The sequence below is a fragment of the Streptomyces sp. NPDC051664 genome, assembly GCF_044453545.1.
GTDB lineage: Bacteria > Actinomycetota > Actinomycetes > Streptomycetales > Streptomycetaceae > Streptomyces.
The window spans coordinates 57,263-81,758 of record NZ_JBITCU010000023.1; the positions used below are offsets into that span (position 1 = coordinate 57,263).

The following is a 24,496-nucleotide window of genomic DNA, read 5'->3' on the forward strand; positions in this document are numbered from 1 at the left end:
GGGACTTTCGGACCGAATGCCGTCGGTCCGCCCCGTCCCGGGACTTTCGGCACGGCCCATGAGGCCGTAAGCCTCGTGTGCCGAACGCCGGATTCCGGGTGCACTGGAAAGCGAGTGCCGGAACCCTCCGGCGCCTGCAGGAGGAGGCAGTGCAGTGACGATCGGGCTCCAGCGCTCTGCAGCCGTACGCAGTGCGGCGCTGCCGGTGACCGACACAGGGGAAGCCGAGGCCTCCGCGGCCCGGGTCGGGAGCGCGGCGTTGTTCGGCGGCCTGGCTCTGCTGACCGCTGTGATCCTCGTCCTCGACGTGATGACCGGCAACGACCTGCGCATCGTGCCTCTGCTGGTTGTCGTGCCCGCATTTGTCTCGGTCTTCGGCACCATCCGGCAGACGGTGGGCGTCGCCACCTGGGTCATGGCCGTCGTCGTCACTTCCCGGCTGGTGTCCGGCGGGTCGTTCTGGGATCTTGTCAGCGGCGTCGTCTTCACGGTGCTGGCCTGTGGCCTGGGCGTCGGGTCCTGTGTGCTGCGGATTCGTCACGCCACCGAGATCGCCAGACTGCGCACCGCGGCGGTCGCTCTCCAGCGTCAGATCCTGCGCCCGCTGCCCGTCCTGACCGGCCATGTCGTCGTCCACGGGGTCTACGCCCCGATCGAGGAGGACCGGCTGGTCGGCGGCGACATCTACGAGGTCGTCGAGTCACCGTACGGAACACGGGTGATCATCGGCGATGTCCAGGGCAAGGGGATCGCGGCCATCGGAGCGGGGTTCGCCGCACTCGGCGCGTTCCGGGAAGCGGCCATCCGCGAGCCCACCCTGACCGGGGTGGCGGACGCCTTGGAGGACGCGGTCGTCCGCCACAACACCTTCTCCGCCCAGACCGGTGAGACCGAACGTTTCGTCACCGCCCTGATCCTCGGCATCGACGACGGCGACCGGGTGCAGGCTGTGAACTGCGGCCATCTGCCGCCCAGGCTGCTGCATGACGGCGCGGCCGCCCCGGTGCCGCTCCGGCAGACATCCGTCCCGCTGGGTATGGCCGAGCTCAGCAGCGAGCCGCGGGTGGCGGAACAGCTCGACTTCCCGTCCGGCGCGACGCTCCTGGTCTTCACCGACGGAGTGACCGAGGCCCGCAACGCTGTCGGCACCTTCTACCCGCTGGACACCCGGCTCGGCCGCTGGGCAGGGAGCGGGGCGCGCGAGGTGCTGGACGCCCTCCATGCGGACCTCGACGCCTTCACCGGCGGCGTACGACGCGACGACATCGCGGTGCTCGCGCTGCGCAGGGCGCCGGCCGGGAGCCGCAGCCCCGTACTGGCCGGCGAGGGCGCGCGGGGTGCCGCGCAGGCATTCGGCGAACGATAGACAACCGGCCTCCCCTCGTCCCCATCCGGGTGGTCGCCACCGATCTCGGTGGGGTCTTCCACTCCCGTTGATGCAGAGGAACGAGCTCGCCGCCGGCGTTCTGAGCCACCGTGAGGCGTCCACAGATCCGTCCCGGCTCAGAGCACTGGAGCGGCGGCGAACTCCACTTCGGACGCGGGCAGCACGCGAATGTTCCGTCCGGGGAAGTCGATGTGCCGGTAGATCTCGTTGTGGTGCGCGATCGACTGCCCCGGCAGGACGTAGTCGCCGGAGTCGGGGCGGACGGACGTGGTGTGCCCGTCGGCGACCAGCACCACGTCGTACCGGTGGCTCAGCGCCTGCCGCGCCGTGGTGTCCACGCAGATCTCGGTCGCGAACCCGGTGACGACCACCTCGGTGACTCCCAGCGCCTCGAGGGTCTTGTCGAGGCCGGTGTCCAGGAAGCTGTCCGCGCTGGTCTTGTGGACGACCGCCTCGTCGGCGGCGGGCTCGAGTTCGGGCACGATCTGCCAGCCCTCGGTGCCGGCCTCCATCCCGTTGCCCCGGTGCTGAATCGTCACGATCGGCACGCCGGCGGCTCCGGCGCGTTCGCGAAGCCCGGCGATCACGGCGACGGTCTCCGCGGCCCGGTACGCGATGGCCACCAAGGTGTTCTGCATGTCGATCACGAGGAGCGCGGAGGCGTGCGGCATGGGCCCACGGTAGCGGCCTCCTCCAGGCAACGAGGTGATCCCGGAGAAACGGCCCACGTGGACCCGCCCCGGTGCGTCCGGCCGTCAGCGGGATGCCGGCGGGGCCGTGCGTATTCGTATCAGCGCGGCGCCGAGCCCCAGCCAGACGGCGGCGAACAGCCATCCGGCCACCACATCCGTCGCCCAGTGCACTCCGAGCAGAACCCGGCTCATTCCGACGGCTGCGGCCCAGCAGCCGAGCAGGACGGCTACGGCGCCGGTGCTTCTGCCGGAGGCGGCGCCACGGGCCCGGCGCAGCCGTGCCCGGTGACCGATCGCCGCCACCAGCAGACCCGCCATCAGCGCGGATGTCGTCGCGTGCCCGGACGGGAATGCGAAGCCCGAGGCGTGCGTCGCCCAGTCGCCCACCGCCGGGCGGGGGCGCCCGATCGCTTCCATCAGGCCGAAGCGCAGTGCCTGCCCGAGCAGCAGGAAGGTCAGGGCGCCTGCCGCGTACGCCAGGCGGTGGCGTATGTCCCGGCCGGCTGTCAGCCCGGCGGCCACGGCGGCGGCGTACGGGAACACGCCGGTACCCGTCGCCGTGACAACCCCGGCCACGGTGACGAGAGCGGCGGGCCGATGGTGCAGGGACCAGGTGTGTGCGGCCCGGTCGATCGGCAGGACGGACCCGTGCCGGGCTGTGAGGACCACCGCCGTCAGGCCCAGGAGTCCGACGACCCCGATCAGTACGGCCCCGAGCGCCGTACGGATGCGGGGTGCGACCGGGCCCTCGGCGAAACGGGTCTGCTCCATGGCTGAGGTCTCCCCGGTCACCGCGCCGCCACCAGCGGACGCAGCCGGCTGCCGCGCAGCCGTGCGACGGCCGGAGCGCAGCGCCGGGCGGCGACCGTCAGCGGCAGGGCCACGAGTGCGCCGGTGACCAGCCCGATGAGCACATCGTGCGGATAGTGCACACCGATCCAGACCCGTGACACCGCCATCAGCAGAGCCGCAGGGACGGCGACCGCACCGAGCCGACGGTCGGTCAGCAGGATCGCGATCGTTGCGGCTGCCGCGATGGCGGCGTGGTTGCTGGGGAAGGACCAGTCGCCGAGCGGCGGGCATACCTCCACGGTGACTGCATGCAGGGTCCGGCACGGCCGCTGTTCGTGGACGGCGAGCTTCAGCAGATCGTTGGCCCCGTAGGCGGCCACCACGATCAGGGGCGCACAGAGTGCCACGGCCGCGCGGGCCGGGTCCCAGGAGCGGGACCGCCACCAGACTGCGAGCATCAGCAGGGCGTAGAGCCCGAGACCGTAGTCCGACCAGGCGTGGATCGTGGAGTCCAGCGCGGCGGGGGAGCGCCGGGCGAGCTCGGTGATCGAGGTGTATAGGCCACCGTCGAGCGAGGTGGCGGCCGAGGCGAGCAGCATCAGCTCCGGTCTCCTTCGACGGCCCGCCGGCTGCGCGAGCGCAGCAGCTCGGCAGCGAGGGGGATGAGGGAGACGACGACCACGACGGCGACGATCGGCAGGAGATAGTGGTCGACATTGGGCACCGATGACCCCAGCCCGTAGCCCGCGAGCACCAGCCCGACCGTCCAGATCGCTCCGCCGACGATCTGCCAGAGCGTGAACTGCCTGGCCGGCACGTTGAGCGCCCCGGCCAGAGGGTTGAGCACCGTACGCACCACGGGGACGAAGCGGGCCAGCACGATCGCCCGCGCATGGCCGTATCTGTCGAGCAGCTCCTCCGCGCGGTTCGCGCCCTCGTGCAGCCTCTTGGCCCGGCTCCGGGCCAGCAGAGCGCGGCCGCCGCGGCGCCCGATCCAGTAGCCGGTCTGTGCGCCGAGCAGCGCGCCGATCACGGAAGCGATGAGCACCTGGGACAGGGCGAGATGGACCGGGCCGTCTGTGCCGGGCACGCTGAGCAGTCCCGCGGTGAACAGCAGGGAGTCGCCGGGGAGGAAGAAGCCGACGAGCAGCCCTGTCTCGGCGAACAGCACGGCCGCGATGCCGAGTACGCCGAAGGCGGCGAGCAGTGACCCCGCGTCCAGCAGGTTCACCGCTTGCGGCGCGGCCACCAGTGAGGATACGGACACGGCGGAAGGCCTCCCATAATGGTGAGCGGGCGGTCCGGCGGGACGCCCGACTGACTACAGTGATGTAGACGGTCTACATCACTGTAGACGCCCGAAGCGGGAGGAGAGTTCCCATGTCCCAGGCGCAGGGGATATCGAGCGGGGATCCGGACCCGCTCGGGCCCGGTGAGACAAGCCCTCGACCGCACGGCGGGCCGGGCCCGGAGTCCGGTGCGGCGCCGAGTGCGGAGCGACGGCCGGCCGGGGAGCTGGAATCCACCGTCCTGGCGGCCCTCTGGGCGGCCGACGCCCCGCTCTCCCCCGGTCAGGTGCAGGGCGCCCTCGGCGCACCCCTGGCCCGCACCACCGTCACCACGATCCTGACCAGGCTGTACGAGAAGGGCACGGTCACCCGCACCCGTTCGGGGCGCGGCTTCGCGTACACCCCCACCGAGGACGCGCCCGGCCTCACCGCCCGCCGGATGCACAGCGAACTGCAGAAGGAGGAGGACCGCAGCACCGTGCTGGCCCGATTCGTCTCGCAGCTCACCGACGAGGACGAGCAGCTGCTCAGGGAGCTGCTCGACGGAGACGCCCGATGATCTACGCCGTGTGGGTTCCGCTGCTGATGCCGTTCGTCGCGGTCCCCGCGGCCCGCCGCCTGGCGGATGCCCTGTCACCCGTGCGCGCCGTGCGGCTGCTCGCCTCGACGGCCGTCGGCCTCGCTCTGTTCAGCACGCTCGCCCTGCTGCTGCTCGTGGTGCCCGGCGCGACCCGGCTCTCCGCCGTGGCCGCGGTCGGCGAACTCGTGAAGCCGCTCGCCGACGCCGCACCCGACGTGACCGTCCCGCTCGCGGCCGCCGCAGTCGCCCTGCTGGCCGGGTGCACCGTCGCAGTCGTCCGTACCGCCCGCCGCCACTGGGCGGAGCTGCATCGCGCAGCCGTGCCGGCCGACGGCTCGGACGGTGAACTGGCTGTTGTGCGCGACAGCCGCCCCGACGCCTATGCGCTGCCCGGACTCCCGGGCAGTCCCGGCCGGATCGTCGTCACCACCGGAATGCTGCGTGCCCTGGACCCCGCCGAACGCGACGCCCTCCTCGCACACGAGCGCGCCCACCTCGCGGGTCGCCACCACCTCTTCCTCGCCGCAGCCGAACTGGCCGCCCTCTGCCACCCCGCGCTGCGCTCCCTGCGCGCACCCATGGGCTACGCGCTGGAGCGCTGCGCCGACGAGGCGGCGGCCGCGGCGGTCGGCGACCGGCGGGTCGCGGCGCGCGCGATCGGCCGAGCCGCGCTCGCCGCACGCACTGCCGAAGGAGCCGAGGGCCGTCCCCGCGTGGCGCTCGCCGCAACGGCGGGGCCGGTACCGCGCCGGGTCGAGGCGCTGCTCGGCCGGGCGACTAGCCGACCGTGTGTCGGCCGTGCGGCCGCGGCGGCACTGCTGGCGTGCCTGGCCCTGTCCGGAGCGGCCGCGCTCGACGCGACACATGATCTGCACAGCAGCATCGAGGTGGCGCAGGGCGAGAGCCCGCAGCGCTGAGACCGCACGGCGCGGGTGCCTTTCCTGCGAGCGCCGACCGTTGTGGCCGGGGCAATTGCTCGCCGACTGCTGGGGAGACTGCGAGGGCCGGCCGGCCGTGCACGGCACCGTTCCATATCAGGCACGTTCCCTCGTAGGAGGGCTCGGACATCGAAACCACGGCCGGCCCGAGGTGCGCGGCCAGCGGCGCGGCGCAGCTGTGGCCGTGGGCCCCTGAGCCACCCGGAGGGGCCGCATCATGAAGCAGCGTCCGCCGTCTTGGGGCGGCCGAGGAATGCGTTGGACGCGCGCGCGAAAATTTTCGCGTACTGGAAGAGGAAGCCGTGCCCGGAGTCCGGGTAGATCGCCAGCTCGGCGTTGGGGAGCAGCTGGGACATGATGAATGAATTGACTGTGGGAATCATGACGTCGTCGTGGCCATTGGCGACGAGTACCGGAAGGGTGAGAAGCCCCAACTCTCCGTAGGCGGCGTCACCGCCGGTCGACGACCAGTGTGCGATAGCTTCGATCTGTCGTTCGTAAGACTCCCGCGGCACCTCCGGCTCGCGGTTCGGACGCTGATGCGTGCGCTCCCACACTTCCCTGGCGGCGCTCAGTCCGGTGGTGGACTGGGTGAAGAACAACGCACGCAGTACGGCCCAGTCCATCTGCGGCGCTGACCTCAGGGGCGCGACCTGGGGCTTCGAAGGCAGAATGCCCTCGCCGGCGCCCGGGCCGGTTCCCGCCAGTACCAGCCGTCTGACCAGCTCGGGATGCGCCAGGGTCAGGCGCTGGGCGATGTATCCACCCAGCGAGAAGCCGAGCACGTCGACAGGTGTGTCGACAACCGTCGCGATGAAGGCTGCCGCAGTCGCCGCCATCTCCGTGACGGTGCTGGGTGTTTGACCGCCAGACCTTCCGATGCCTGCGTTGTCGAACAGGATCACGGGTCGTGCCTCGGTCAGGGCATCGACGAACAACGGATCCCAGTCGTCCATCGTGCCGCGGAACCGGCTCAGCAGGACAAGGGGAACGCCGTCTGCTGGGCCGAGACTGCGAAAAGCGAGGTGAGTGCCGCTCACTGCGGCGAACTGGTCCGGAGCGACGACGGAGGGAGAGCTCATGGTGGTGGTGTCCTGTTCGGGAGGTGATGAATGGACTCTCCGCCGAGCAGCCTGCCGGTGCACGGGGTAGTCGGAATTCCCGTACTACTCGCACGAGAATCGATCGTGAATTCAGAAATGCCGGATCCGTGTCAGGAGCTGAACCAGGAACGCTGCGCCCCGGGAATGAGTCTGCATTCCGAACCCATCATGGGACGCCGAGCAAATCGAGTTCGGGCCGGCATGGGGTAACGACGGGGGCTGTGTTCCGCCTGCTCGGCCGGTCACGCCGGCGGTGCCGCCGCTGCATCCTGTGCGCGCCACCCGGCAGGGTGCTCCGCTGCCCGCAATCGCTCCGCGACCTGTACGGCAGCTCCCCGCATCGCGACGACGAGTTGGGGTTCGTGCTGGGTGAAGCGGCGCATGGGAGCGCTGATGCTGAGGGAGGCAATCACCTCTCCGTGGGGACCGCGAATGCCCGTTGCGGCGCATCCGACGTCCTGGACGGCCTCGCCGTGGTCCAAAGAGACCCCGTTACGTCGGATGTCCTCCAACTGCCGCATCAGGTCATCGACGTCAACCAGCGCGCGAGTGGTCCGACTGCGCAGTGGCCGTGCACGCAACTGCTGCTCCGTCGCTGCCGGTGGGCGGTCGGCGAGCAGGAGCCGGCCGGAGGCAAAGTCATGAGCCTCGTACCGGGCACCCAAGCGTGGCCCGATCACCGACAAGGGTTCGTCACCCACGGCCTTGTCGATGAACATCACGCAGTCACGCAGGAAGACGCCCAGACAGATGGTTTCCCCGAGTCGACGGACGTAAGCCTCCATGACGGGGCGTGCCGCAGGGATCAGGGCGGAGGACGAACGTTGCACTTCCCCCAGTTCAAATGCCCGCCATCCCAGTTCGTACCGGCCGCGACGCCGAACCTGCAGCAGCCCCATCTCCGTGAGCCCGGTGAGCAGAGAGTGAGCGGTGGACCGAGGAATGCCCAGTGAGGCGGCTACTTCGCTCACTCCCCACTCCGGCGCCGCGGCAGTGAAAAGATCCAGCAATCGACCGATTTTTGCGAGCGTCGACATGCCACGCTCCTCCGTGTCAGGCACTGATTGGCCGGCCCCGGCGGATGCGTCGCGCCGGAGCCGCCGCCATTCTCGATCCGTCGAGCCGGACGAGCCGCCGTTCTCAGTCCGTCCGGTCACCGACGAATGCGTCGCAGGAGATCGGCGGGGACGGTGCGCACCTCCCTCCCATGAGGATCGCACGTGTGCATCGGAGCGGCGGAACATTGCATCGGCCTGCCGGTGTCGATGCCCGAGCCGGAACAGTACCGGCGTGCGCGTCTCGGGCCACCTCCTGGGAAACACGCGCCCGGATCCCGGTTCGCGCCACGACGGCTGCGCACCGTGAGAGCGGATCCGGCATTTCTGAATTCGCGATCCATTCTCGTGCGCGCAGTACGGAAATTCCGACTGCACCGTGCACCTGCGGGCCGCTCGGCGGAGAGTTCATTCATCACCTCCCGAAAAGGACACCACCATGACCCCCATCACCGACGTGTCCACCCGGCTCGCAAGCGACGGCGCCGTCCGCATCACCCCCTCGTGGCGGTCCTGGGACGGTGCCCAAGGCGGGTACGTGGCAGCCCTCGCCCTCACTGCCATGCGGGACGACCTGACCGGAAGGACGGGGGAACACCCCCCGGTCCGCACCCTCGGCGCACACTTCCTGGCCCCCGTGGACGAACGTCCGCTGCGCTTCACGGCCACCGCCCTGCGCGAAGGCCGCCGCACATCGATGTCCTCGGTCACCGCGGTGCAGGACGGTGCGACGGTGCTGACCGGCTCGGCCGTGTTCGGACGGGGAGGAGCCGGTCCCGCTTACGGCGATCTGACCGCACCTGCCGTGCCGGGCCCCGGCGCGTGCCCGCCGCTCACCCTGCCGCGCGACCTGGCAGCCTTCGCCGCCCACCTGGACATTCGCCCGGCCACCGATGCCCGCCCGCTCGGCGGCGGAGAACGGGCCGAACTCCTTGCCTGGATGCGCTTCATCGACCGCAGGTCGCTGGACGCGGAGAGGCTGGTGGTCCTCGCTGATGCCCTGCCGCCCGCGCTGTTCGCTCTGTGGACCGCTCCTCGCCCGGTGCCGACCGCGGAGATGACCGTTCATTTCACGGACGCTCTGGACGTCGCACCAGCCGAGGGGTGGGCTCTGGTCCGGATCCGTACCGAGCACGCCGGCAGCGGCTGGGTCATCGACGACAGTGCCATCTGGTCCACCGCCGGGCGGCTGCTCGCCCTCGCCCGCCAGGCACGCGCCGTACGCAATGGCGCCCGGGACGCGCACGCGGACTGACCGGGAACCGCCCCCCGCGCCACCCCCACACGCCGTCGTCACCACCGTGAAGCCCATCAGCACCGCAGGCCGGACGATCGCGCCCGACTGACCATGAAGGACGTCTCCAAGGCGTACGGAGACCGAACCGTTCTCGACCGGGTGTCGCTCACCGTCCGCCCCGGCGACCGCGTGGGCGTGATCGGTGAGAACGGCTCCGGGAAGTCCACCCTGCTCCGGCTGATGGCCGGGGCCGAGAAGCCGGACACCGGCGACGTCACCGTCCGGTTCCACGCCGGCATCGGCCATCTCTCCCAGACCCCCGCGCTCGGCGCCGCCCACACCGTGCAGGACGCCGTCGACGCGGCACTCGCAGAACTGCGTGAACTGGAACAGCGGATCCGCACCGCGGAAGCCGCGCTGGCCAGGTCCGAGACCCCGGCCGAGGCCGAACTCGCTGCATACGGCGATCTGTTGACAGCTTATGAGGATCGCGACGGCTACCGGGCCGATGTCCGGGCCGACGCCGCGCTGCACGGGCTCGGGATCGGCCACCTCAGCCGTGACCGCTCCCTCGGCACCCTGTCCGGCGGCGAACAGTCCAGGCTCGCACTCGCCTGCGTGCTGGCCTCCGCCCCCGAACTGCTGCTGCTCGACGAGCCCACCAACCACCTCGACCTCCATGCCACCAACTGGCTGGAGGACCACCTGCGCGCCCACCGCGGAACCCTCGTCGTCATCACCCACGACCGGGCCTTCCTGGAGCGCACCACCACCGTGATCCTGGAGGTCGACCGGGATCTGCGCAGCGTCGTCCGCTACGGGGGCGGCTGGGACGGCTACCGCAGCGGGAAGGCCGCCGGCCGCCGCTGCTGTGCCCAGGACCACCAGGCATGGCTGCACGAGCTGACCCGTACCCAGGAACTCGCCGACGCGGTGGGCCGACGGCTGGCCGGCACCGGAAAGGACCCCCACGAGGGCTGGGGCAAGCACCGCCGCTCGCACGAGGCCAAGCTGTCCGGACAGGTCGCTGCGGCCAGAACCCGACTGGACGAGCTGCGGCGGTCACCCGTGCCCGCCCCGCCCCGACCGCTGCGCTTCACCGCCGAACCGACCGTGGCGGCGGACGGCGAACCGCACCAGGGACCGCTCGCCGAACTCGACTCCATCATGGTCGGCGACCGGCTCGACCTGCCCGCCTGGCAGGTGACTCCGGGACAGCGACTGCTGGTCACCGGCCCCAACGGCGCCGGGAGGACCACTCTGCTGCGGGTCCTGGCCGGAGACCTCCGCCCCGACAGCGGCACGGTCCGACGTCGGGCCAGGATCGGCTACCTCCCGCAGGAACTTCCCGCCAGGCCGACCCGCCGTACGCTCCTCGCGACCTTCGCCGCCGGGCGTCCCGGCCACCCCGAAACCTGGTCGGAACACCTGCTCGCCCTGGGCCTGTTCCGGCCGGAGGACCTGATGGTGCCCGTCGCCGCCCTCTCCGTCGGTCAGCAACGACGGCTCGCCATCGCCCGGCTGGTCACCCGCCCGGCCGATCTGCTGGTGCTGGACGAGCCGACGAACCACATCGCGCTCGACCTGGTGGAGGAACTGGAGGCTGCACTGGCGCAGTACACGGGAGCGGTGGTCGTGGTGTCCCACGACCGCGGCTTCCGCAGCAGGTTCGCCGGCGACGGACTGGAGCTCCGTGCCGGACGACCGGTCGCCGGGACCCGCACGTAGAGTTCGAGCGGCACGACCGACGCGAGACGAGCCCCCGGAGCAGCTGCTGTGAGAGTGATCATTTTCGGCGCCACCGGGATGGTGGGCCAAGGCGTACTGCGGGTCTGCCTGCTCGACGACCGGGTCGAGAGCGTCCTGATCGTCGGCCGTACGCCGACAGGCGTGCGGCACCCCAAGGTCCGTGAGGTCGTCCACCGCGACTTCACGGACTTCTCCGAGATCGACGCCGAACTCACCGGCCTCGACGCGTGCTTCTTCTGCCTCGGCGTCACCTCGGCCGGTCTGAGCGAGGAGGAGTACTCCCGCATCACGTACACGTACACCCTGGCCGCCGCGCGGGCGGTCGCCGCCCTCAACCCGGGGCTGACCTTCACCTACGTGTCCGGGGAAGGCACGGACACGAGCGAGAAGGGCCGCACCGCGTGGGCGCGGGTCAAGGGGCGCACCGAGAACGAGCTCCTGGCGATGGACTTCCACGCGTACATGTTCCGGCCGGGCTACATCCAGCCGCTGCACGGCGCGACGTCGAAGACCGCCTTGTACCGCTGGATGTACCGCGGTGTCTCCTGGCTGTACCCGGTGCTCCGGCGGATCGTGCCGAACCATGTGACGACCACCGACAACATGGGGCGCGCCATGATCGCCGCCGTCGGCCGGCAAGGCTCCGGCGAACACATCCTGCACAGCCAGGAGATCAACCGCGCGGCCGGCGCATAGCCTCTCGGCGTCCGTCCCGGACGTGTTCCGCCAGCCGTTCGACGAAGACCCGCTGGCCCGCGACGAGACGTTCCGCCGCCTCATCCGGCGTGCACCAGGCGAACCGGTCGATCTCCGGGAACTCCTTCTGCACGCCGGACCCTCGGGGCCACTCCATGGTGAACGTCCCGGGCTCGGCACGCGCCGGATCGACATCGGCCTCCATCGCCCACACGACCACCGACTTGCCACCGGTCTGACGGGACTCACCGAGCGGCACCCACACACCGTCCGGTGCCGGATGGCCGAACTCCTCCTCGAACTCCCGACGGGCAGCGGCCTCGGGTTCCTCATCGGGGCCGTACTCGCCCTTGGGGACCGACCACGCCGCCGCCTCGCGCCTCGCCCAGAACGGGCCGCCCATGTGCCCGATGAACACCTCGAACCCGGCGCCCCCGTCCGTGGACCGGAACAGCAGAAGACCCGCACTGCGCTTCTGAGACGACATACCGTCAAGTCTCCCCAATGATCACGTGTGTCATCGAGTCGCCGCACCCTGTTTCCCCCGAGGTTCCCGAGGCCCCCTGGTGCGGGGCGGTACGCGCGGCCATGCTGTCCGCCGACAGCGCTTACTGCCCGCCCAACCACCGCCATTCCAGGAGGATCTGTGGGACCTGGCATAGTCGGCAGAGCAACGCGACCCCTCGTACTGCTTGCGACGGTGTCCGCGATGACGGTGGGAGCCATTGCCCCCGCCGTCGCCGATTCGACCCCCGACCCCCGTCCCCGTAACTCCGCCGAGGTCCTCAGACCCGTCGCGCCACCGGCCGCGAGCAACGCCGTCGGAACGCCCCGATCCGTCGTGGACGGCGACGGCATCGAGACGGCCCGTACATCCCGCCCGATCGCCCCCGGCATCCGCCTCAGCTCCTACGACCGGCTCGAGTCGGACAAGTGGCTGCGGGTCGACTCCCTCTCCGTCGACCTCGACGGCAGCGGCGCACAGGCCGACTACCTCTCCACCGGCAAGGTGTCCGACCGGCGTACGGTCTCCGAGCTTGCCGCCGGACACGACGCGGGCCCCGGCCGCCGGACCGTCGCCGCGATCAACGCCGACTTCTTCGACATCAACCAGACCGGTGCTCCCGAGGGCGTCGGTATCAAGGACGGCGCGACCGTCCAGTCCCCGGCCCCCGGAGTCGACCGGGCCGTCGGCATCGGCCCCGACAGCGCGGGCCGCATCCTGAACCTGTACTTCGAGGGCACGCTCACCGTGCCGTCCGGGCAGCAGCAGCTCGCCGCGTACAACGCCGCCAATGTGCCGGCCGGGGGAGTGGGCGCGTACACCTCGGCCTGGGGAACCGCCGACCGCGCACTGACCGTGGACAACGCGACACCGGTCGCCGAGGCGGTGGTACGGGACGGCAAGGTCGTGTCCGTGTCCCCCACCCCCGGCTCGGGAGCCGTCCCCGACGACACCACGATCCTCGTCGGCCGCGAGGCCGGAGCCGACGCGATCAAGGCGCTCCAGCCCGGCGACCCCGTGTCGCTGACCTACCGGGCACGCACCGACGGCGGCCCCGTACCGCGCACCGCGGTCGGCGGCCGGGAACTCCTCGTCGTCGACGGCGTCGCCCAGAACCACGACGGCGAGGGCAACAACACCGCCGCGCCCCGCACCGCCGTCGGCTTCTCCCAGGACGGCCGCACGATGCAGATCCTCACCATCGACGGCCGGCAGGCCGACAGCGGTGGCGTCACTCTCACCGAACTCGGCCTGATGATGCGGCGCGCCGGCTCGTACAGCGCACTGAACCTGGACGGCGGCGGCTCCTCCACCCTCGTCGCGCGCCGGCCCGGCAGCGACGCGCTCCAGGTGGAGAACAGCCCCTCCGACGGCACCGAACGCACCGTACCCAACGGTCTCGCACTCACCGCCCCCGACGGCAGCGGCCGCCTCGACGGCTTCTGGGTCGACACCCGCACACCGGCCGGTTCCGCACCGGGAGTGGACCCGGTCAAGGGCGGCCACCCCGAGCGGGTCTTCCCCGGGCTCACCCGGCGCCTGACCGCGACCGGATACGACGAGACGTACGGCCCCGCCACCGGCACCCCACGCTGGCGCACCACCCGTGGCGACACCGGAACGGTCGACGGCAACGGCCTCTTCACCGCGCGCCACAGCGGCACCACGGACGTCCGCGCCGAACGCGGAACCGCCCACGGCAGCACCACGCTGACCGTCCTCGACAAGCTGGCCCGGATCGAGCCGACCACCCGGCGGGTGGGCCTCGCGGACGCCGAAGCCATCGGCACCTTCGGCATCGTCGGACTCGACCCGCACGGCACCAGCGCCCCCGTCGAACCGCGCGACGTCACCCTCGACTACGACCACGCCCTCTTCGACGTCCGCGACGACAGCCAGGGCAACTTCACCGTCATCTCACGCACCGGCAACGGCGCCGGGCAGATCAAGGCGACCGTCGCGGGCACCACCACCGCCCTCGCGGTCAGCGTCGGTCTCACCGAGCAGGCCGTCTCCGACTTCGACGACGCCGGATCCTGGAAGTTCAGCCAGGCCCGGGCGAGCGGTTCCCTCTCCGCCACCCCGGACGGCCACACCGGTACCGGTCTGAGGCTCAGCTACGACTTCACCCAGTCGACCGCGACGCGCGCCGCCTACGCCGCGCCGCCCCAGCAGGTCACCGTGCCCGGCCAGCCCCAGTCGTTCAAGCTCTGGATCAAGGGCGACGGCAAGGGCGCGTGGCCGACACTGCACCTGAAGGACGCCGCGGGCTCCGACCAGTTGCTCCGCGGGCCCTACGTCACCTGGACCGGCTGGCGGCAGGTCACCTTCGCCGTACCGGCGGGCGCGGCCACGCCGCTCAGCGTGTACCGCTTCTACCTCGCCGAGACGGCGGCCGCCCAGCAGTACACCGGTGAGATCGTCGTCGACGACCTCACCGCCCAGGTGCCGCCCACCGTCGACCTGCCCGAACAAGCGGCTCCCGTCGACCCGTTGGTCGATCCGGCGGCGGTCACCGAACACCGGGACTGGCAGTTCGCGGTCATGTCCGACGCCCAGTTCGTCGCCCGCGACCCGGACAGCGCAATCGTCGCCCAGGCCCGGCGCACCCTGCGCGAGATCAAGGCCGCGCACTCCGACTTCCTGGTCATCAACGGTGACCTCGTCGACGAGGGATCACCCGCGGACCTCGCCTTCGCCCACCAGATCCTGACCGAAGAACTCGGCGACTCGCTGCCCTGGTACTACGTGCCCGGCAACCACGAGGTGATGGGCGGGAAGATCGACAACTTCATCACCGAATTCGGTCCCGCCCAGCGGACGTTCGACCACAAGGGCACCCGCGTCATCACACTCGACACCTCCGGCCTCACGCTGCGCGGAGGCGGCTTCGCTCAGATCAAGGAACTGCGCGCCCAGCTCGACGCGGCAGCCGAGGACCGCGACATCGACTCGGTGATGCTGATCGAACACGTACCGCCGCGCGACCCGACCGTACAGAAGGGCAGCCAGTTGGGAGACCGCAAGGAGGCGGCACTGGTCGAACAGTGGCTTGCCGACTTCCGACGTACGACGGGCAAGGGAGCCGCGTTCATCGGCAGCCATGTCGGGGTCTTCCATGCCTCGCACGTCGACGGGGTGCCCTATTTGATCAACGGCAACTCCGGCAAGGCGCCGGCCGGCCCGGCGGACGAGGGCGGCTTCACCGGCTGGTCCCTCGTCGGCGCGGATCACGTCTCGCGCGGCGAACAGGCCGCCGCTCGGCAGAAGCCGTGGCAGGGCGCGCCCGACTGGGTCTCCGTTCAGACCAGGGCGCATGTCGACGCGCTGGCCCTCGACGCCCCGTCCGTCCTCGCTGCCGGGAACACCGCGAAGGTCACGGCGACCGTCACCCAGGGCGCCCGCAGCGTTCCGGTCGCGTTCCCGCTGGCCGCCGACTGGACCGGGTCCCCGAACGTCCGTATCGGCGACCGGGACGGCGCCCGCCAGCGGCACGCGGCGGTCTTCGACCCGGTCACCGGCACGCTCACGGCGCTCCGGCCGGGCACGGTCACCCTCGCGGTGACGGTCAACGGCACGACGCAGCGGACGCAGATCCACATCGCCGCGGCGGCCGCCGCTTCGGCGGCCTGACCAACGGCCCCGTCCGCAACCCACGTGTGGACATACAGGTCCCGCACCCGGCCCTCCGCGGAGAGCCGGGTGCGGGACCGCTGCTTGCACCGTGCCTTCACACCTTGCGGTAGGAGTACGCCTCCGACGCCGCGGCCTCCACCGCAGCCAGATCGCCGCCCGCCGACGCGGTCACCAGTGCCGCCACCGCGCCCTCGATGAACGGTGCGTCCACCAGGCGTGCCCCGTCAGGCAGTTCGTCGCCCTCGGCCAGCATCGACTTGACCGTGAGCACCGCGCTGCCGAGATCGACCAGCACGGCGATCCCCACGCCGCCGTCGACGGAACGGGCGGCTTCGGCGATCAGCTCCGCACTGGTGCCGAGCCCACCCGTCTGCGTGCCACCGGCCGCGGCCACCGGCGCCGTCGCACCGCCGGCCGCCAGCCCCCTGGCCAGCTCGGCGACCGCCTCGGCGACCGGCCCGCTGTGCGAGACCAGCACGATCCCGACCTGCTTCTCCCCGCTCATGCGTCGCCCCCGTTCTCCGCGCCTGCGCCGTTCGTCCCGGCAAGTGCGGCGATCAGCAGTGCCGAGGACGTCGCCCCCGGATCCTGGTGCCCGATGCTGCGCTCACCGAGATAGCTCGCCCTGCCCTTGCGGGCCTGCATCGGTACGGTGGCGGCGGCGCCCGCCTCCGCCGCGTCCCGGGCCGCTCCGGGCGACGTCCCGAGCGCCGCGGCCCCCGGCAGCAGCGCGTCGAGCATGGTCTTGTCCCCGGGCTGCGCCCCGCCCAGCTGGGCGACGGCCGCGACACCCACGACGAACGCCTCGGCCAGCTGCTCCTCCGTCACCGCGGGCGCATCGCCCAGCGCCTTACCCGTACGCCGCAGCAGCGTCCCGTACAACGGACCCGAAGCCCCGCCGACCGTCGAGATCAACTGCCGTCCCGCAAGCATCAGTACGGCCCCCGGCGTCTGCGGGGACTCCTTCTCCAGCACCGCGGTCACCGCGGCGAATCCGCGCTGCATATTGCTGCCGTGATCGGCGTCCCCGATCGCCGAGTCGAGTTCGGTGAGGTGATCCGCCTCGCGATCAACCGCGGCTGCGGCTGCGGCCATCCAACGGCGGAAGAAGTCGGCGTCCAGCACAAGAGCTCCTTGTCCCTGAAACATCGTCATGCGTGTACGGGCGGACGTTCTCAGCGGCCCCAGCGGAGGGCGGGTGTCTCCACCGGCGCGTCCCAGAGCCGCAGCAGCTCCTCGTCGAGCTGGCACAGCGTCACCGAACATCCCGCCATGTCGAGAGAGGTCACGTAGTTCCCCACGAGCGTACGAGCCACGGAGACATGCCGCTCGGACAGCACTCGCTGCACCTCGGCATTGAACCCGTACAGCTCCAGCAGGGGCGTCGCCCCCATCCCGTTGACCAGCACGAGCACCGGACAGGTCGGCTGCAGATCGTCCAGCACCGCGTGCACCGCGAAGTCGGCGATCTCCCGCGACGTCATCATCGGACGTCGTTCCCGCCCCGGCTCACCGTGGATCCCGATCCCCAGCTCCAGCTCGCCGGGCGGCAGATCGAAGGTGGGGGAGCCCTTGGCGGGCGTGGTGACGGAACTGAGCGCCACCCCGAAGCTCCGCGACGCCTCGTTCACCTGCCGGGCGATGGCCTCCACCCGCTCCAATGGGGCACCCTCTTCGGCGGCCGCCCCCGCGATCTTCTCGACGAACAGTGTCGCACCCGTCCCGCGCCGCCCCGCCGTGAACAGACTGTCCGTCACCGCCACGTCGTCATTGACGAGCACCTTGGCGACCTGCACGCCCTCGTCCTCGGCGAGTTCGGCGGCCATCTCGAAGTTCAGCACATCACCGGTGTAGTTCTTGACGACGAACAACACCCCGGCGCCGCTGTCGACCGCGGCGGCGGCGCGCACCATCTGGTCAGGAACGGGAGAGGTGAACACTTCACCGGGACAGGCGGCGGAGAGCATCCCCGGCCCGACGAACCCGGCATGCAACGGCTCATGCCCGGACCCGCCCCCGGAGACGAGCGCCACCTTTCCGGCCACGGGAGCGTCGCGCCGCATGACGACACGGTTGTCGACATCCACGGTCAGTTCGGGGTGAGCGGCGGCCATACCGCGCAATGCGTCCGCAACGACGGTCTCCGGGACGTTGATCAGCATCCTCATGGGTACCTCCTGATGAGATTTGCAGGCGAGCTGCTGAGCAGGGTTTTTGCAGGTCAGGGCATGTGGTGCGAATCGTTGACCTTGGCGGTTCACGGCGGCGAAGGGCGGTTCTGTGCGGTGTTGATGCATTGTCAGGTGAGATGGCGTTGAGCGCGAGTTGCGAGTGCACATTTACGTGCCATTATCAACGGGCGGATGAGGCTACGCACGGGTCTCGACAGCGTCATCCTGGGCACGGTGGAGGTGAACGTACTTCTCGAGCCACCCGGCACAAGCCGGCCCGCGACGTGTGCCACGGCAAGCGCGGTTCCATCCACCAGGCGCGCCGGGACGGCATCGAAGACGAGCTCGGCTCGCTGGGCCCGGTCCTGAACGCTGTGGTGCTCGGAACGCGCGGTACATCGCCGCCGCCGTCGCACAGCTCCGCGCCGAGAGCCAAGAGATCCGGGATGAGGGCATCGCCCGGCTGTCTCCGCTCAGTCGCAGGCACCTCAACGTCCTGGGCGACACCCCCGGGGTCTGGACACGGGTGGTTGTCGCGCTCGTCGACCTGCAAGACCGCCCATCATCGGACGCCACAGCCCTGCTTGAGAGGTCGTCATGAATGACAGCGAGGAGCACAAGCCCAGCGCGCCTGTACTGGCCTCGGACGCCGAGCGCGACCGCGTCGAGGCGCGGCTGCAACACCACTACGCGGTTGGCCGACCGACACTGCCCGAACTCGAAGAACGTGTAGTCGTGGCCTACGAAGCGCGCACCCGCGAGCAACTCGATGCCCTCGTGAGGGACCTGCCGGGCGGGGTGGAAGAGCCCGAGCGACCCGCTGATGTGATCGACTCCCGCCTGCTGATCATTCTGCTGTGCTGCTCACCACCCGCAGCGCTCGTCTACTGGCTCGTCTCCCAACGTGCGGCGCGGCGAAGAGGCTCACGGCTGCGTGCCCTGGAGAACGGCAACGAGACGTGACCGACCCGGAGGTAATGCCGGAGACGTGAACCCCTCTTGGGTGGGCCTGGGCTTGCCCACGGGGTCTGACCTGCGGGTATCGCCCGTGGGCAAGCCTCCTTCCGCTAAGTGCTGACGAATTGGAGGTGTCGGCGTCAGGTTCTGGATATCTGGTGGGCCCGGGGTGGCGTGTCCCGCTCGTGGCAGGACGTGTATGGGTCCGGTCGGTGCCGTCACCCCCACGGCACCGCGTGCACCCTTGGATGCACCTATGCAAAGGCCTCTGGCGCAATGGTCCGAGCTGGGCGGTCCTCTGTCGGTGAGGGCGTCGTCGTTCCCCTGCCGAGACACCGTCGGCCTCTCGGCAGGGGAACGGCCGCCTGGCCCTCCTCGCGCTCCTGCGTACCCCTGTTCCCGTATGGCTACGGCCAGGTGACGTGTAGCGCTCGGTCGGCCGGCCCCGTCAGCTCTTGGTGGGGCGCAGCTCGATCTCGTTTCGGTGGGTCGCGATGATGCGTGGCAAGGGCAGGCCACTTCTCGTGTCCAGGTGCACAAGGGTCGCTTCGACCTCGGCAGGCCCGGGTGTCACCAGGGCTCCCTGCGCGGGCTTGTCCTGGTTCACCCACATGTGTTGGACGCCGTCGCACGTCGCTGCCGTGCCGCCGATGCCGTGCCGCACTTCGCCGGTGCGCACCGTGGAGGACACGAAGACCGGCCCGGAGCCCGACAGCGGCGAACAGCGATAGGTGCCGGAGAGGGTGACAGTTCCGTCCGTCGAGACCGTCCCGGTCGGGGCGGCGGACAGTGCTTGGACATCAGCGGCACCGACCGGACCCGTGGCCGCTGTCAGAAGAGCGCCGCCAACAGCCACGGCACCGGCGGCAACAAGACTTCCTCGCACTTGCTGATCTCCTTCATCGTAAGAACCTTCCTTCAGCTCGACGAGATGCCTCGGGAGCGGAAAACGACGACCAGAGCGGTTGCAGCGCGGCTACACCACCTGGCCGTAGGTATACGAGAACAGGGCGAAGCGGTCCGGCACGCCAGACACCTGCATCGGCGTGCTGCCCACCAGCCGAACAGCGGCACAAGGGACGCAGGTTCTGACCGGCCGGGATTTCTGGACATCGTGGATTGCTCCAGGCGGGCACCCGCGGACGTGCCGCCACCGAGTATCCGGGGCACCCACCAAGGCTGAGCCGGGATCAATCCGGACGCATCGCCGCCGGATTGCTCAACCTGCGCAGACCCACGCGCACGCGGGCCCGTACACGAGGCGGGCACAACAGAGTCGGTCCGACCGGATTCCGGCGACCTACCACCGCAACCATGGAGTGACCTACTTCCACGACTGCTACTCGGTCGGCGACGACACGCTGTGGGGCGTGAACCGCCGCCACAAGGGCGCCGCTCAATCCCTGGTCGCGCTGAAGTCGATCCGTGCCGCCCGGCCCGACGGCGCCCCCATCCACGTGATCATGGACAACCTGTCCGTGCACAAGGGCACCAAGATCCGCACACGGGCGAAGAAGCACCGGGTGGAGCTGTGCTTCACCTCCACCAACGCCTCCTGGGCCAACGCGATCGAGGCGCACTTCGGACCCCTGCGGCAATTCATCCTGGCGAACCCCAACCATCCCAACCACACAGTCCAGACCCAGGCCCTGCACCGCTACCTGCGCTGGCGCAACACCAACGCCCGCCACCCCCGTCATCCTGGCTGCCCAGCGCAGGGAACGCGCCCGCATCCGCAGCGAGAAGAGCATCCGGTGGGGCCGCCCCGCCGCGCGAGCGGCGTGGCCAATCCAGGTGCAGCCCCTGAGCCTTGCAAGCGTCCGTCACGACCTGGCTGTCCACGAACTGGCCCCTCGGAACCCTCAACTACCAGCCCCGCTGACAACCATGTGGTCCCGCAGCAACCAGTCACACCGACCCCTGCGGGACAACTGCCCTTCGAATACCCCGACCGCGGGAGGAAACGAACACACCTTCCCGGTCACAGCACCAGCTAGAGCTATGGATCAGAAGGTTTCCGTGCCTGATCCGTGCCCGACAGAGCGGGGAACTGCGGTCAACTACGGGTGCCAAGGCGAGGTCCAGGGTTCCCCTCGGCACTCGACTCCGCTGGTCAGTTCCTTAATGGGGGCACAAGGCCAGCCCTTGTGCGAGCCCCTGGTCCGCTGCCCCCCGCTCCAGTGCCCCGCGTTCCCCCGAGCCGCCTCTGCGCCGCAGTACGACCAAGCACACCCCGACCGCGGCCGCGAGCACGACCACCATGGAAACAACAAAGATCATGGGTCCCCCGTTCGTCCGGCAGAACCGTCCTGCGGTCCCTTGTTGATTTGCATTGTCGCCTGCCCGCTGTTCACAGGGAAGCCTCATGAGCTCGGACGTGGGTATCCGCTCGTCATCGCTGCTCGCCATCGGGATCGGCCTCGTTGCCTTGGGGGCACGTCGCGGACGAGGTCGTTCTGATGAGGGATCTCCGTGTCGCACTCAACGCCGCTGCGGCCGAGGCGCCCAACGACACCGACACGGAGTATCTCCAGGCTGCCGCCTGGCCAGAAGTCGTGGCCCTCGCCGGACGCCTCGCTCAGGTCATGGTCAGGAACGACCTGGGGAGCTCGCTGCGCTGCACGATCCGGAGCCGAGAGCATCGGCCGACGACTCGCGGTCAGTGCGCGAGGGTGTTGAGCGGATTCGCGGCTCTGCGCGGCCGGCATCGACCGGCTGACCTTCAACGGCGCCATCAGCCAGACCGGCGCCGAGTCCTACCGCATCGCTCACGCCAAGGACCAGACCGGACAAGCCCAGGCAAGCTGACAGGGCGTCACACGGGAGAGGCCGCCCGATAACCAGCCCAGCAAGAGCCGGAATGGCCGGTCAAGGGTGACTGAAGGTCAGCCGCAGGCGACGCCGAAGGCGTCCTTGGCGGGACGTTCCGGCTCTCATCACGCAGGCACTTGTCGTTGCACAGCAGGTGGACAGGAACTCGTCGACACCGTCGAATGCCACCTCGTCCGGCAGCGGCTGCGGGGCACCCAAGGTGATCTGGGCGTCGTACGTGTGTACCGCGATCTCCTGGAGCTGGTGCCGAGTGACGGCACCGGACGTCTGCGGCGACTCCGACGTACCCCACCACGTCCAGCAACCGCGATCCGGGCCGGCCTCCCGCAGTGCGTCCAGTAGGTGTTGCGTCGATGCGGCCAACCAGGCCGGCAAGGCCTCGCGCTCTCGAGGCGCAGCCGGGGCGCTCTCCGATGCGGACTTGGCCGGGGGAGCGGCGGCAGGTCCTGCGGCGACGGTGGCGGCCCAGGAGCGGCGCCTCTCGCCCAGGGTGCTGCACCAGATCGAACAGCGTCCACTCGGGGCAGGTCGGCACCTGCACGTCGAGGCTGGGCGCGGAGGCGACCGCGGCGCGGAACGCGGTCGACCGTTCATCGATCAGCCGCAGCAGGCCGGCGAACTCAAGTGTGGTTGTCACACTGACTCTCTATCGCCGTGTTCCGGCAATCGGAGAGCGATTATCACAGCCGGCGCGCGGTATGGGCCGGGTGTCCGACCGACACGTCACCGCCTGGCCGGCTGCCCACCCGGACTTCTCGCCACAGCACGACGGTCCGACCCGAGATCAGTGGGATGCACTCATCCCGGGCTGAGCGCTTGAGCCCGCCGACTCTCTCCGGCCCGGTCAGCCGTACAGCGCCACGCGGTAGAGAGCCGCAAGCGCGTCGTCGATGGGATGGGGCTGGGGCTTGCCCGAGGAGTCGAGCCTGTTCCACCTCTGCAGGTTCACCGCGACGGACATCTGCCGCTTGCCGTCGGCACGGGTCATGGCCAGCGCTCCAGCACCCCAGACCGTGCCGCCATGACCCCAGAAGGTGCCCTGACCGGGAGTCTCCATCGGGTGCAGGCCGAGTCCGTAGTCGATCGTCCTTCCCTCTTGGGAGACGACCGGGACGGTGCGTTGCATCTGCGCCAGTGACGACGGGTTGACGATGCCGCCGGCAAGCAGCATGCGGAAGAAGCGGTTGAGGTCCGTGACGGTCGCTATCAGCGAGGCCGCCGGCCCCACCCATGACATGTCGTAGACGCTGTAGTCGCGCGGCGGGTCGATCATGCCGAACCACGCCTCGTAGATCTGCGAGTGCGGACCGTTGACGTACGGTCCGGCGGGGAATTCGGTGTCCCGGAGCCCGGCGCGCTCGATGACGTTCCGGGTGATGTACCGCTCGGCCGTAGTGCCGGTGACCTGTTCCAGGAGTTCGCCGAGGAGCAGGTAGTTGGTGTTGGAGTACACCCCCGGCGTGCCGCCCGGGGTGCCGACGGCAGGTGCGGTGACCCCCATCTCGATCAGTTCGGTGGGGTGAAACCGCGTCAGCCGGTTGTCGTCCAGACTCTCGGGCCCGGTGTCCGCGAGGGCGGGGAACGCCTTGAGGGAGCGGTAGGCGAAAGGGAGGTACTCGGCGAGGCCGCTGGTGTGGTTGAGCAACATCCGGACCGTGATCGTGGCACCGCGTTCTCCGGGAACCAGTCGCGGAAGGTACCGGCCGATCGGCGTATCAAGGCGGATCTGACCGCTCTCTACCTGCTGCAGAACCGCGGCGGCGGTGAAGGTCTTGGTGATGCTGCCGACACGGTGGCGCATGTCGGCGGTGACGGGGCGACCGGTGGCGACATCGGCGACGCCGGCGGCGCCGCGCCAGACCTGGTCGCCGTCACGCACCTCGGCGAACAGGCCCGGCATACCTGCGCGGTGGACGTTCTCGATGGCGATGTTCAGCTCCGCGGGATCCAGTGGGTTCCTCACGACATGCGTCCTTTCGTATGACACGGGTGTGCTCCACGTCGGTCGCTGACCCGGGTTACAGGGCACGAGTGGCACGCCGACCTGCCTGCTACGGGGCCAGCGTTGCTCCTGCCCCCATTATGCACGCGGTGCGTGCAACACCAAGTGCATAGGTTAGGCTGAGTCCCGACGAGAGGGGTGACATGGCAGGCCGAAGGCGCTGGTCGACCGAGGAGATCCTGGATGCGGCGGCGGAGTTGCTGCGCACGAGCGACGCGGAGTCGTTCAGCGTGCGCAAGCTTGCTGCGGTGCTCGGGACCGATTCCTCCAGCCTCTACCGGCACTTCCGCAGCAAGACCGAACTCCTGCGCGCGGTCGCCGACCGGATCCTCCTGGCCGCCATGGACAGCTACCGCCCCGAGGGCGACTGGAAGCAGCGCATCACGGCCCTGGCCCTGCGCGTGAGAGAGGCCTTCGGTCAGCAGCCCCAGCTCGCCGCCGTCTGGGGACGCTACGCGTCAAGCGGAACCGGTTCCCGGCTGGTCATGGAAGAGATGCTGCAGGCTCTGCGGGCGTCGGGGCTGCCCGACGAGCAGATCCCGGCGCGCTACCACCGGATCGCGGTCCTCATCGCCGCCTTGATCGCCTCCGAGGCCGGAGTCAGCACCGTCACCCCCGAAGAGTACGAACAGGGCATGGAGCTGTTCCGCGTCGCGGTGCTCGGCGCCGACCCCGAACGCTTCCCGGCCCTGGCCCACTTCGGCCGCGACGTCCGCCCCCTCGGGGTGGACCGCCGCGCCGCGTTCGAAGAGATCCTCGCCGCCCAACTGGCCCACATCGAGGCCGCAATGTCTCCGAGCTGACGGCTGTCCCGTAATCCCTGGTGGGAGTTCCCGGGCGCCGTCCTTCCGCTGCCCGGCTGCGATCAGCCGCTC

21 protein-coding genes and 3 pseudogenes are annotated in these 24,496 nt (G+C 70.2%); 11 read left to right on the forward strand and 13 right to left on the reverse strand.

What is annotated here, in order from left to right:
- The first annotated feature begins 154 nt into the window (after positions 1 to 154).
- A complete protein-coding gene (locus ACIA8E_RS30675; RefSeq protein ID WP_399302858.1) occupies positions 155 to 1,366 on the forward strand; it encodes a PP2C family protein-serine/threonine phosphatase in 1,212 nt (403 codons plus the stop codon).
- Positions 1,367 to 1,503: 137 nt separating this feature from the next.
- Here ACIA8E_RS30675 and ACIA8E_RS30680 read toward each other — a convergent pair whose 3' ends face one another.
- From ACIA8E_RS30680 to ACIA8E_RS30695, 4 genes are all read right to left on the reverse strand, one after another.
- Positions 1,504 to 2,058: a cysteine hydrolase family protein gene (locus tag ACIA8E_RS30680; RefSeq protein WP_399302860.1), complete on the reverse strand. Its 555-nt coding sequence runs from the start codon at positions 2,056 to 2,058 to the stop codon at positions 1,504 to 1,506.
- An 84-nt stretch (positions 2,059 to 2,142) separates the two neighbouring features.
- Complete coding sequence (locus ACIA8E_RS30685; protein WP_399302862.1) at positions 2,143 to 2,850, reverse strand: phosphatase PAP2 family protein; 708 nt, start codon at positions 2,848 to 2,850, stop codon at positions 2,143 to 2,145.
- 17 nt (positions 2,851 to 2,867) lie between these two features.
- Complete coding sequence (locus ACIA8E_RS30690) at positions 2,868 to 3,470, reverse strand: phosphatase PAP2 family protein (protein WP_399302865.1); 603 nt, start codon at positions 3,468 to 3,470, stop codon at positions 2,868 to 2,870.
- The gene (locus ACIA8E_RS30695) at positions 3,470 to 4,138 is read right to left on the reverse strand and encodes a DedA family protein (protein ID WP_399302867.1); all 669 of its coding nucleotides are present in this window, start codon (positions 4,136 to 4,138) and stop codon (positions 3,470 to 3,472) included. The genes ACIA8E_RS30690 and ACIA8E_RS30695 overlap by 1 nt, the downstream gene beginning before the upstream one ends.
- 248 nt (positions 4,139 to 4,386) lie before the next feature.
- Here ACIA8E_RS30695 and ACIA8E_RS30700 point away from each other — a divergent pair, with 248 nt between their 5' ends.
- Complete coding sequence (locus ACIA8E_RS30700; RefSeq protein ID WP_399302949.1) at positions 4,387 to 4,719, forward strand: BlaI/MecI/CopY family transcriptional regulator; 333 nt, start codon at positions 4,387 to 4,389, stop codon at positions 4,717 to 4,719.
- Positions 4,716 to 5,657, forward strand: coding sequence for a M56 family metallopeptidase (locus ACIA8E_RS30705; RefSeq protein ID WP_399302869.1), 942 nt, complete (start codon positions 4,716 to 4,718; stop codon positions 5,655 to 5,657). The genes ACIA8E_RS30700 and ACIA8E_RS30705 overlap by 4 nt, the downstream gene beginning before the upstream one ends.
- Before the next feature lie 236 nt (positions 5,658 to 5,893).
- Here ACIA8E_RS30705 and ACIA8E_RS30710 read toward each other — a convergent pair whose 3' ends face one another.
- Positions 5,894 to 6,760, reverse strand: coding sequence for an alpha/beta fold hydrolase (locus tag ACIA8E_RS30710; protein WP_399302951.1), 867 nt, complete (start codon positions 6,758 to 6,760; stop codon positions 5,894 to 5,896).
- A 263-nt stretch (positions 6,761 to 7,023) separates the two neighbouring features.
- Positions 7,024 to 7,818: an IclR family transcriptional regulator gene (locus ACIA8E_RS30715; RefSeq protein WP_399302871.1), complete on the reverse strand. Its 795-nt coding sequence runs from the start codon at positions 7,816 to 7,818 to the stop codon at positions 7,024 to 7,026.
- A 457-nt stretch (positions 7,819 to 8,275) separates the two neighbouring features.
- Here ACIA8E_RS30715 and ACIA8E_RS30720 point away from each other — a divergent pair, with 457 nt between their 5' ends.
- The 3 genes from ACIA8E_RS30720 to ACIA8E_RS30730 all read left to right on the forward strand — a co-directional run bounded on the left by ACIA8E_RS30720 (position 8,276) and on the right by ACIA8E_RS30730 (position 11,518).
- On the forward strand, positions 8,276 to 9,091 hold the full coding sequence (locus ACIA8E_RS30720) for an acyl-CoA thioesterase (protein ID WP_399302873.1): 816 nt from the start codon (positions 8,276 to 8,278) through the stop codon (positions 9,089 to 9,091).
- Between the two features lie 93 nt (positions 9,092 to 9,184).
- Positions 9,185 to 10,801 carry a ribosomal protection-like ABC-F family protein gene (gene abc-f / locus ACIA8E_RS30725; RefSeq protein WP_399302875.1) on the forward strand — a complete coding sequence of 539 codons (1,617 nt, stop codon included), beginning with the start codon at positions 9,185 to 9,187 and terminating at the stop codon, positions 10,799 to 10,801.
- Between the two features lie 48 nt (positions 10,802 to 10,849).
- Positions 10,850 to 11,518, forward strand: a complete 669-nt coding sequence (locus ACIA8E_RS30730) for an NAD-dependent epimerase/dehydratase family protein (RefSeq protein ID WP_399302877.1) — start codon at positions 10,850 to 10,852, stop codon at positions 11,516 to 11,518.
- Here the strand turns inward: ACIA8E_RS30730 and ACIA8E_RS30735 are convergent.
- Positions 11,496 to 12,005, reverse strand: coding sequence for an NUDIX domain-containing protein (locus tag ACIA8E_RS30735; protein WP_376509701.1), 510 nt, complete (start codon positions 12,003 to 12,005; stop codon positions 11,496 to 11,498). The two genes, ACIA8E_RS30730 and ACIA8E_RS30735, sit on opposite strands and share 23 nt — an antisense overlap.
- A gap of 222 nt (positions 12,006 to 12,227) precedes the next feature.
- On the opposite strand from ACIA8E_RS30735, the gene ACIA8E_RS30740 reads away from it, so the two are divergent.
- Positions 12,228 to 15,656 (forward strand): phosphodiester glycosidase family protein, encoded by a 3,429-nt coding sequence (locus ACIA8E_RS30740; RefSeq protein ID WP_399302879.1) that lies wholly within the window; start codon positions 12,228 to 12,230, stop codon positions 15,654 to 15,656.
- A gap of 97 nt (positions 15,657 to 15,753) precedes the next feature.
- Here ACIA8E_RS30740 and ACIA8E_RS30745 read toward each other — a convergent pair whose 3' ends face one another.
- The 3 genes from ACIA8E_RS30745 to dhaK are packed head-to-tail and all read right to left on the reverse strand — an operon-like array spanning position 15,754 to position 17,827.
- Positions 15,754 to 16,164, reverse strand: a complete 411-nt coding sequence (locus ACIA8E_RS30745; protein ID WP_267006919.1) for a PTS-dependent dihydroxyacetone kinase phosphotransferase subunit DhaM — start codon at positions 16,162 to 16,164, stop codon at positions 15,754 to 15,756.
- Positions 16,161 to 16,784, reverse strand: coding sequence for a dihydroxyacetone kinase subunit DhaL (gene dhaL / locus ACIA8E_RS30750; RefSeq protein ID WP_399302953.1), 624 nt, complete (start codon positions 16,782 to 16,784; stop codon positions 16,161 to 16,163). Before dhaL ends, ACIA8E_RS30745 begins: the two co-directional genes overlap by 4 nt.
- A gap of 50 nt (positions 16,785 to 16,834) precedes the next feature.
- Positions 16,835 to 17,827, reverse strand: a complete 993-nt coding sequence (dhaK, locus tag ACIA8E_RS30755; RefSeq protein WP_399302882.1) for a dihydroxyacetone kinase subunit DhaK — start codon at positions 17,825 to 17,827, stop codon at positions 16,835 to 16,837.
- Between the two features lie 251 nt (positions 17,828 to 18,078).
- On the opposite strand from dhaK, the pseudogene ACIA8E_RS30760 reads away from it, so the two are divergent.
- Both ACIA8E_RS30760 and ACIA8E_RS30765 read left to right on the forward strand, forming a co-directional pair.
- A pseudogene (locus ACIA8E_RS30760) lies at positions 18,079 to 18,332 on the forward strand (Tn3 family transposase); the annotation flags it as partial.
- A 95-nt stretch (positions 18,333 to 18,427) separates the two neighbouring features.
- Positions 18,428 to 18,793 (forward strand): DUF1707 domain-containing protein, encoded by a 366-nt coding sequence (locus tag ACIA8E_RS30765; protein WP_399302884.1) that lies wholly within the window; start codon positions 18,428 to 18,430, stop codon positions 18,791 to 18,793.
- 442 nt (positions 18,794 to 19,235) lie between these two features.
- Here ACIA8E_RS30765 and ACIA8E_RS30770 read toward each other — a convergent pair whose 3' ends face one another.
- Positions 19,236 to 19,673 (reverse strand): DUF6299 family protein, encoded by a 438-nt coding sequence (locus ACIA8E_RS30770; RefSeq protein WP_399302886.1) that lies wholly within the window; start codon positions 19,671 to 19,673, stop codon positions 19,236 to 19,238.
- A gap of 379 nt (positions 19,674 to 20,052) precedes the next feature.
- On the opposite strand from ACIA8E_RS30770, the pseudogene ACIA8E_RS30775 reads away from it, so the two are divergent.
- Positions 20,053 to 20,569 (forward strand): annotated as a pseudogene (locus ACIA8E_RS30775) (transposase); the annotation flags it as partial.
- 1,164 nt (positions 20,570 to 21,733) lie between these two features.
- Here ACIA8E_RS30775 and ACIA8E_RS30780 read toward each other — a convergent pair.
- Positions 21,734 to 22,256: pseudogene (locus ACIA8E_RS30780) on the reverse strand (maleylpyruvate isomerase N-terminal domain-containing protein); the annotation flags it as partial.
- A gap of 207 nt (positions 22,257 to 22,463) precedes the next feature.
- Complete coding sequence (locus ACIA8E_RS30785; RefSeq protein WP_399302888.1) at positions 22,464 to 23,582, reverse strand: serine hydrolase domain-containing protein; 1,119 nt, start codon at positions 23,580 to 23,582, stop codon at positions 22,464 to 22,466.
- Between the two features lie 182 nt (positions 23,583 to 23,764).
- On the opposite strand from ACIA8E_RS30785, the gene ACIA8E_RS30790 reads away from it, so the two are divergent.
- The gene (locus ACIA8E_RS30790; RefSeq protein ID WP_399302890.1) at positions 23,765 to 24,424 is read left to right on the forward strand and encodes a TetR/AcrR family transcriptional regulator; all 660 of its coding nucleotides are present in this window, start codon (positions 23,765 to 23,767) and stop codon (positions 24,422 to 24,424) included.
- Positions 24,425 to 24,496: the final 72 nt, after the last annotated feature.

Bases quoted from the DNA above. Each gene is read 5' to 3' on its own strand.
- ACIA8E_RS30765 (WP_399302884.1), top strand. From the start codon at position 18,428: ATGAATGACAGCGAGGAGCACAAGCCCAGCGCGCCTGTACTGGCCTCG.
- ACIA8E_RS30685 (WP_399302862.1), bottom strand. From the start codon at position 2,850: ATGGAGCAGACCCGTTTCGCCGAGGGCCCGGTCGCACCCCGCATCCGT.
- ACIA8E_RS30705 (WP_399302869.1), top strand. From the start codon at position 4,716: ATGATCTACGCCGTGTGGGTTCCGCTGCTGATGCCGTTCGTCGCGGTC.
- ACIA8E_RS30740 (WP_399302879.1), top strand. From the start codon at position 12,228: ATGACGGTGGGAGCCATTGCCCCCGCCGTCGCCGATTCGACCCCCGAC.
- ACIA8E_RS30715 (WP_399302871.1), bottom strand. From the start codon at position 7,818: ATGTCGACGCTCGCAAAAATCGGTCGATTGCTGGATCTTTTCACTGCC.
- dhaK (WP_399302882.1), bottom strand. From the start codon at position 17,827: ATGAGGATGCTGATCAACGTCCCGGAGACCGTCGTTGCGGACGCATTG.
- abc-f (WP_399302875.1), top strand. From the start codon at position 9,185: ATGAAGGACGTCTCCAAGGCGTACGGAGACCGAACCGTTCTCGACCGG.
- ACIA8E_RS30680 (WP_399302860.1), bottom strand. From the start codon at position 2,058: ATGCCGCACGCCTCCGCGCTCCTCGTGATCGACATGCAGAACACCTTG.
- ACIA8E_RS30710 (WP_399302951.1), bottom strand. From the start codon at position 6,760: ATGAGCTCTCCCTCCGTCGTCGCTCCGGACCAGTTCGCCGCAGTGAGC.
- ACIA8E_RS30790 (WP_399302890.1), top strand. From the start codon at position 23,765: ATGGCAGGCCGAAGGCGCTGGTCGACCGAGGAGATCCTGGATGCGGCG.
- ACIA8E_RS30690 (WP_399302865.1), bottom strand. From the start codon at position 3,470: ATGCTGCTCGCCTCGGCCGCCACCTCGCTCGACGGTGGCCTATACACC.
- ACIA8E_RS30745 (WP_267006919.1), bottom strand. From the start codon at position 16,164: ATGAGCGGGGAGAAGCAGGTCGGGATCGTGCTGGTCTCGCACAGCGGG.
- ACIA8E_RS30735 (WP_376509701.1), bottom strand. From the start codon at position 12,005: ATGTCGTCTCAGAAGCGCAGTGCGGGTCTTCTGCTGTTCCGGTCCACG.
- ACIA8E_RS30720 (WP_399302873.1), top strand. From the start codon at position 8,276: ATGACCCCCATCACCGACGTGTCCACCCGGCTCGCAAGCGACGGCGCC.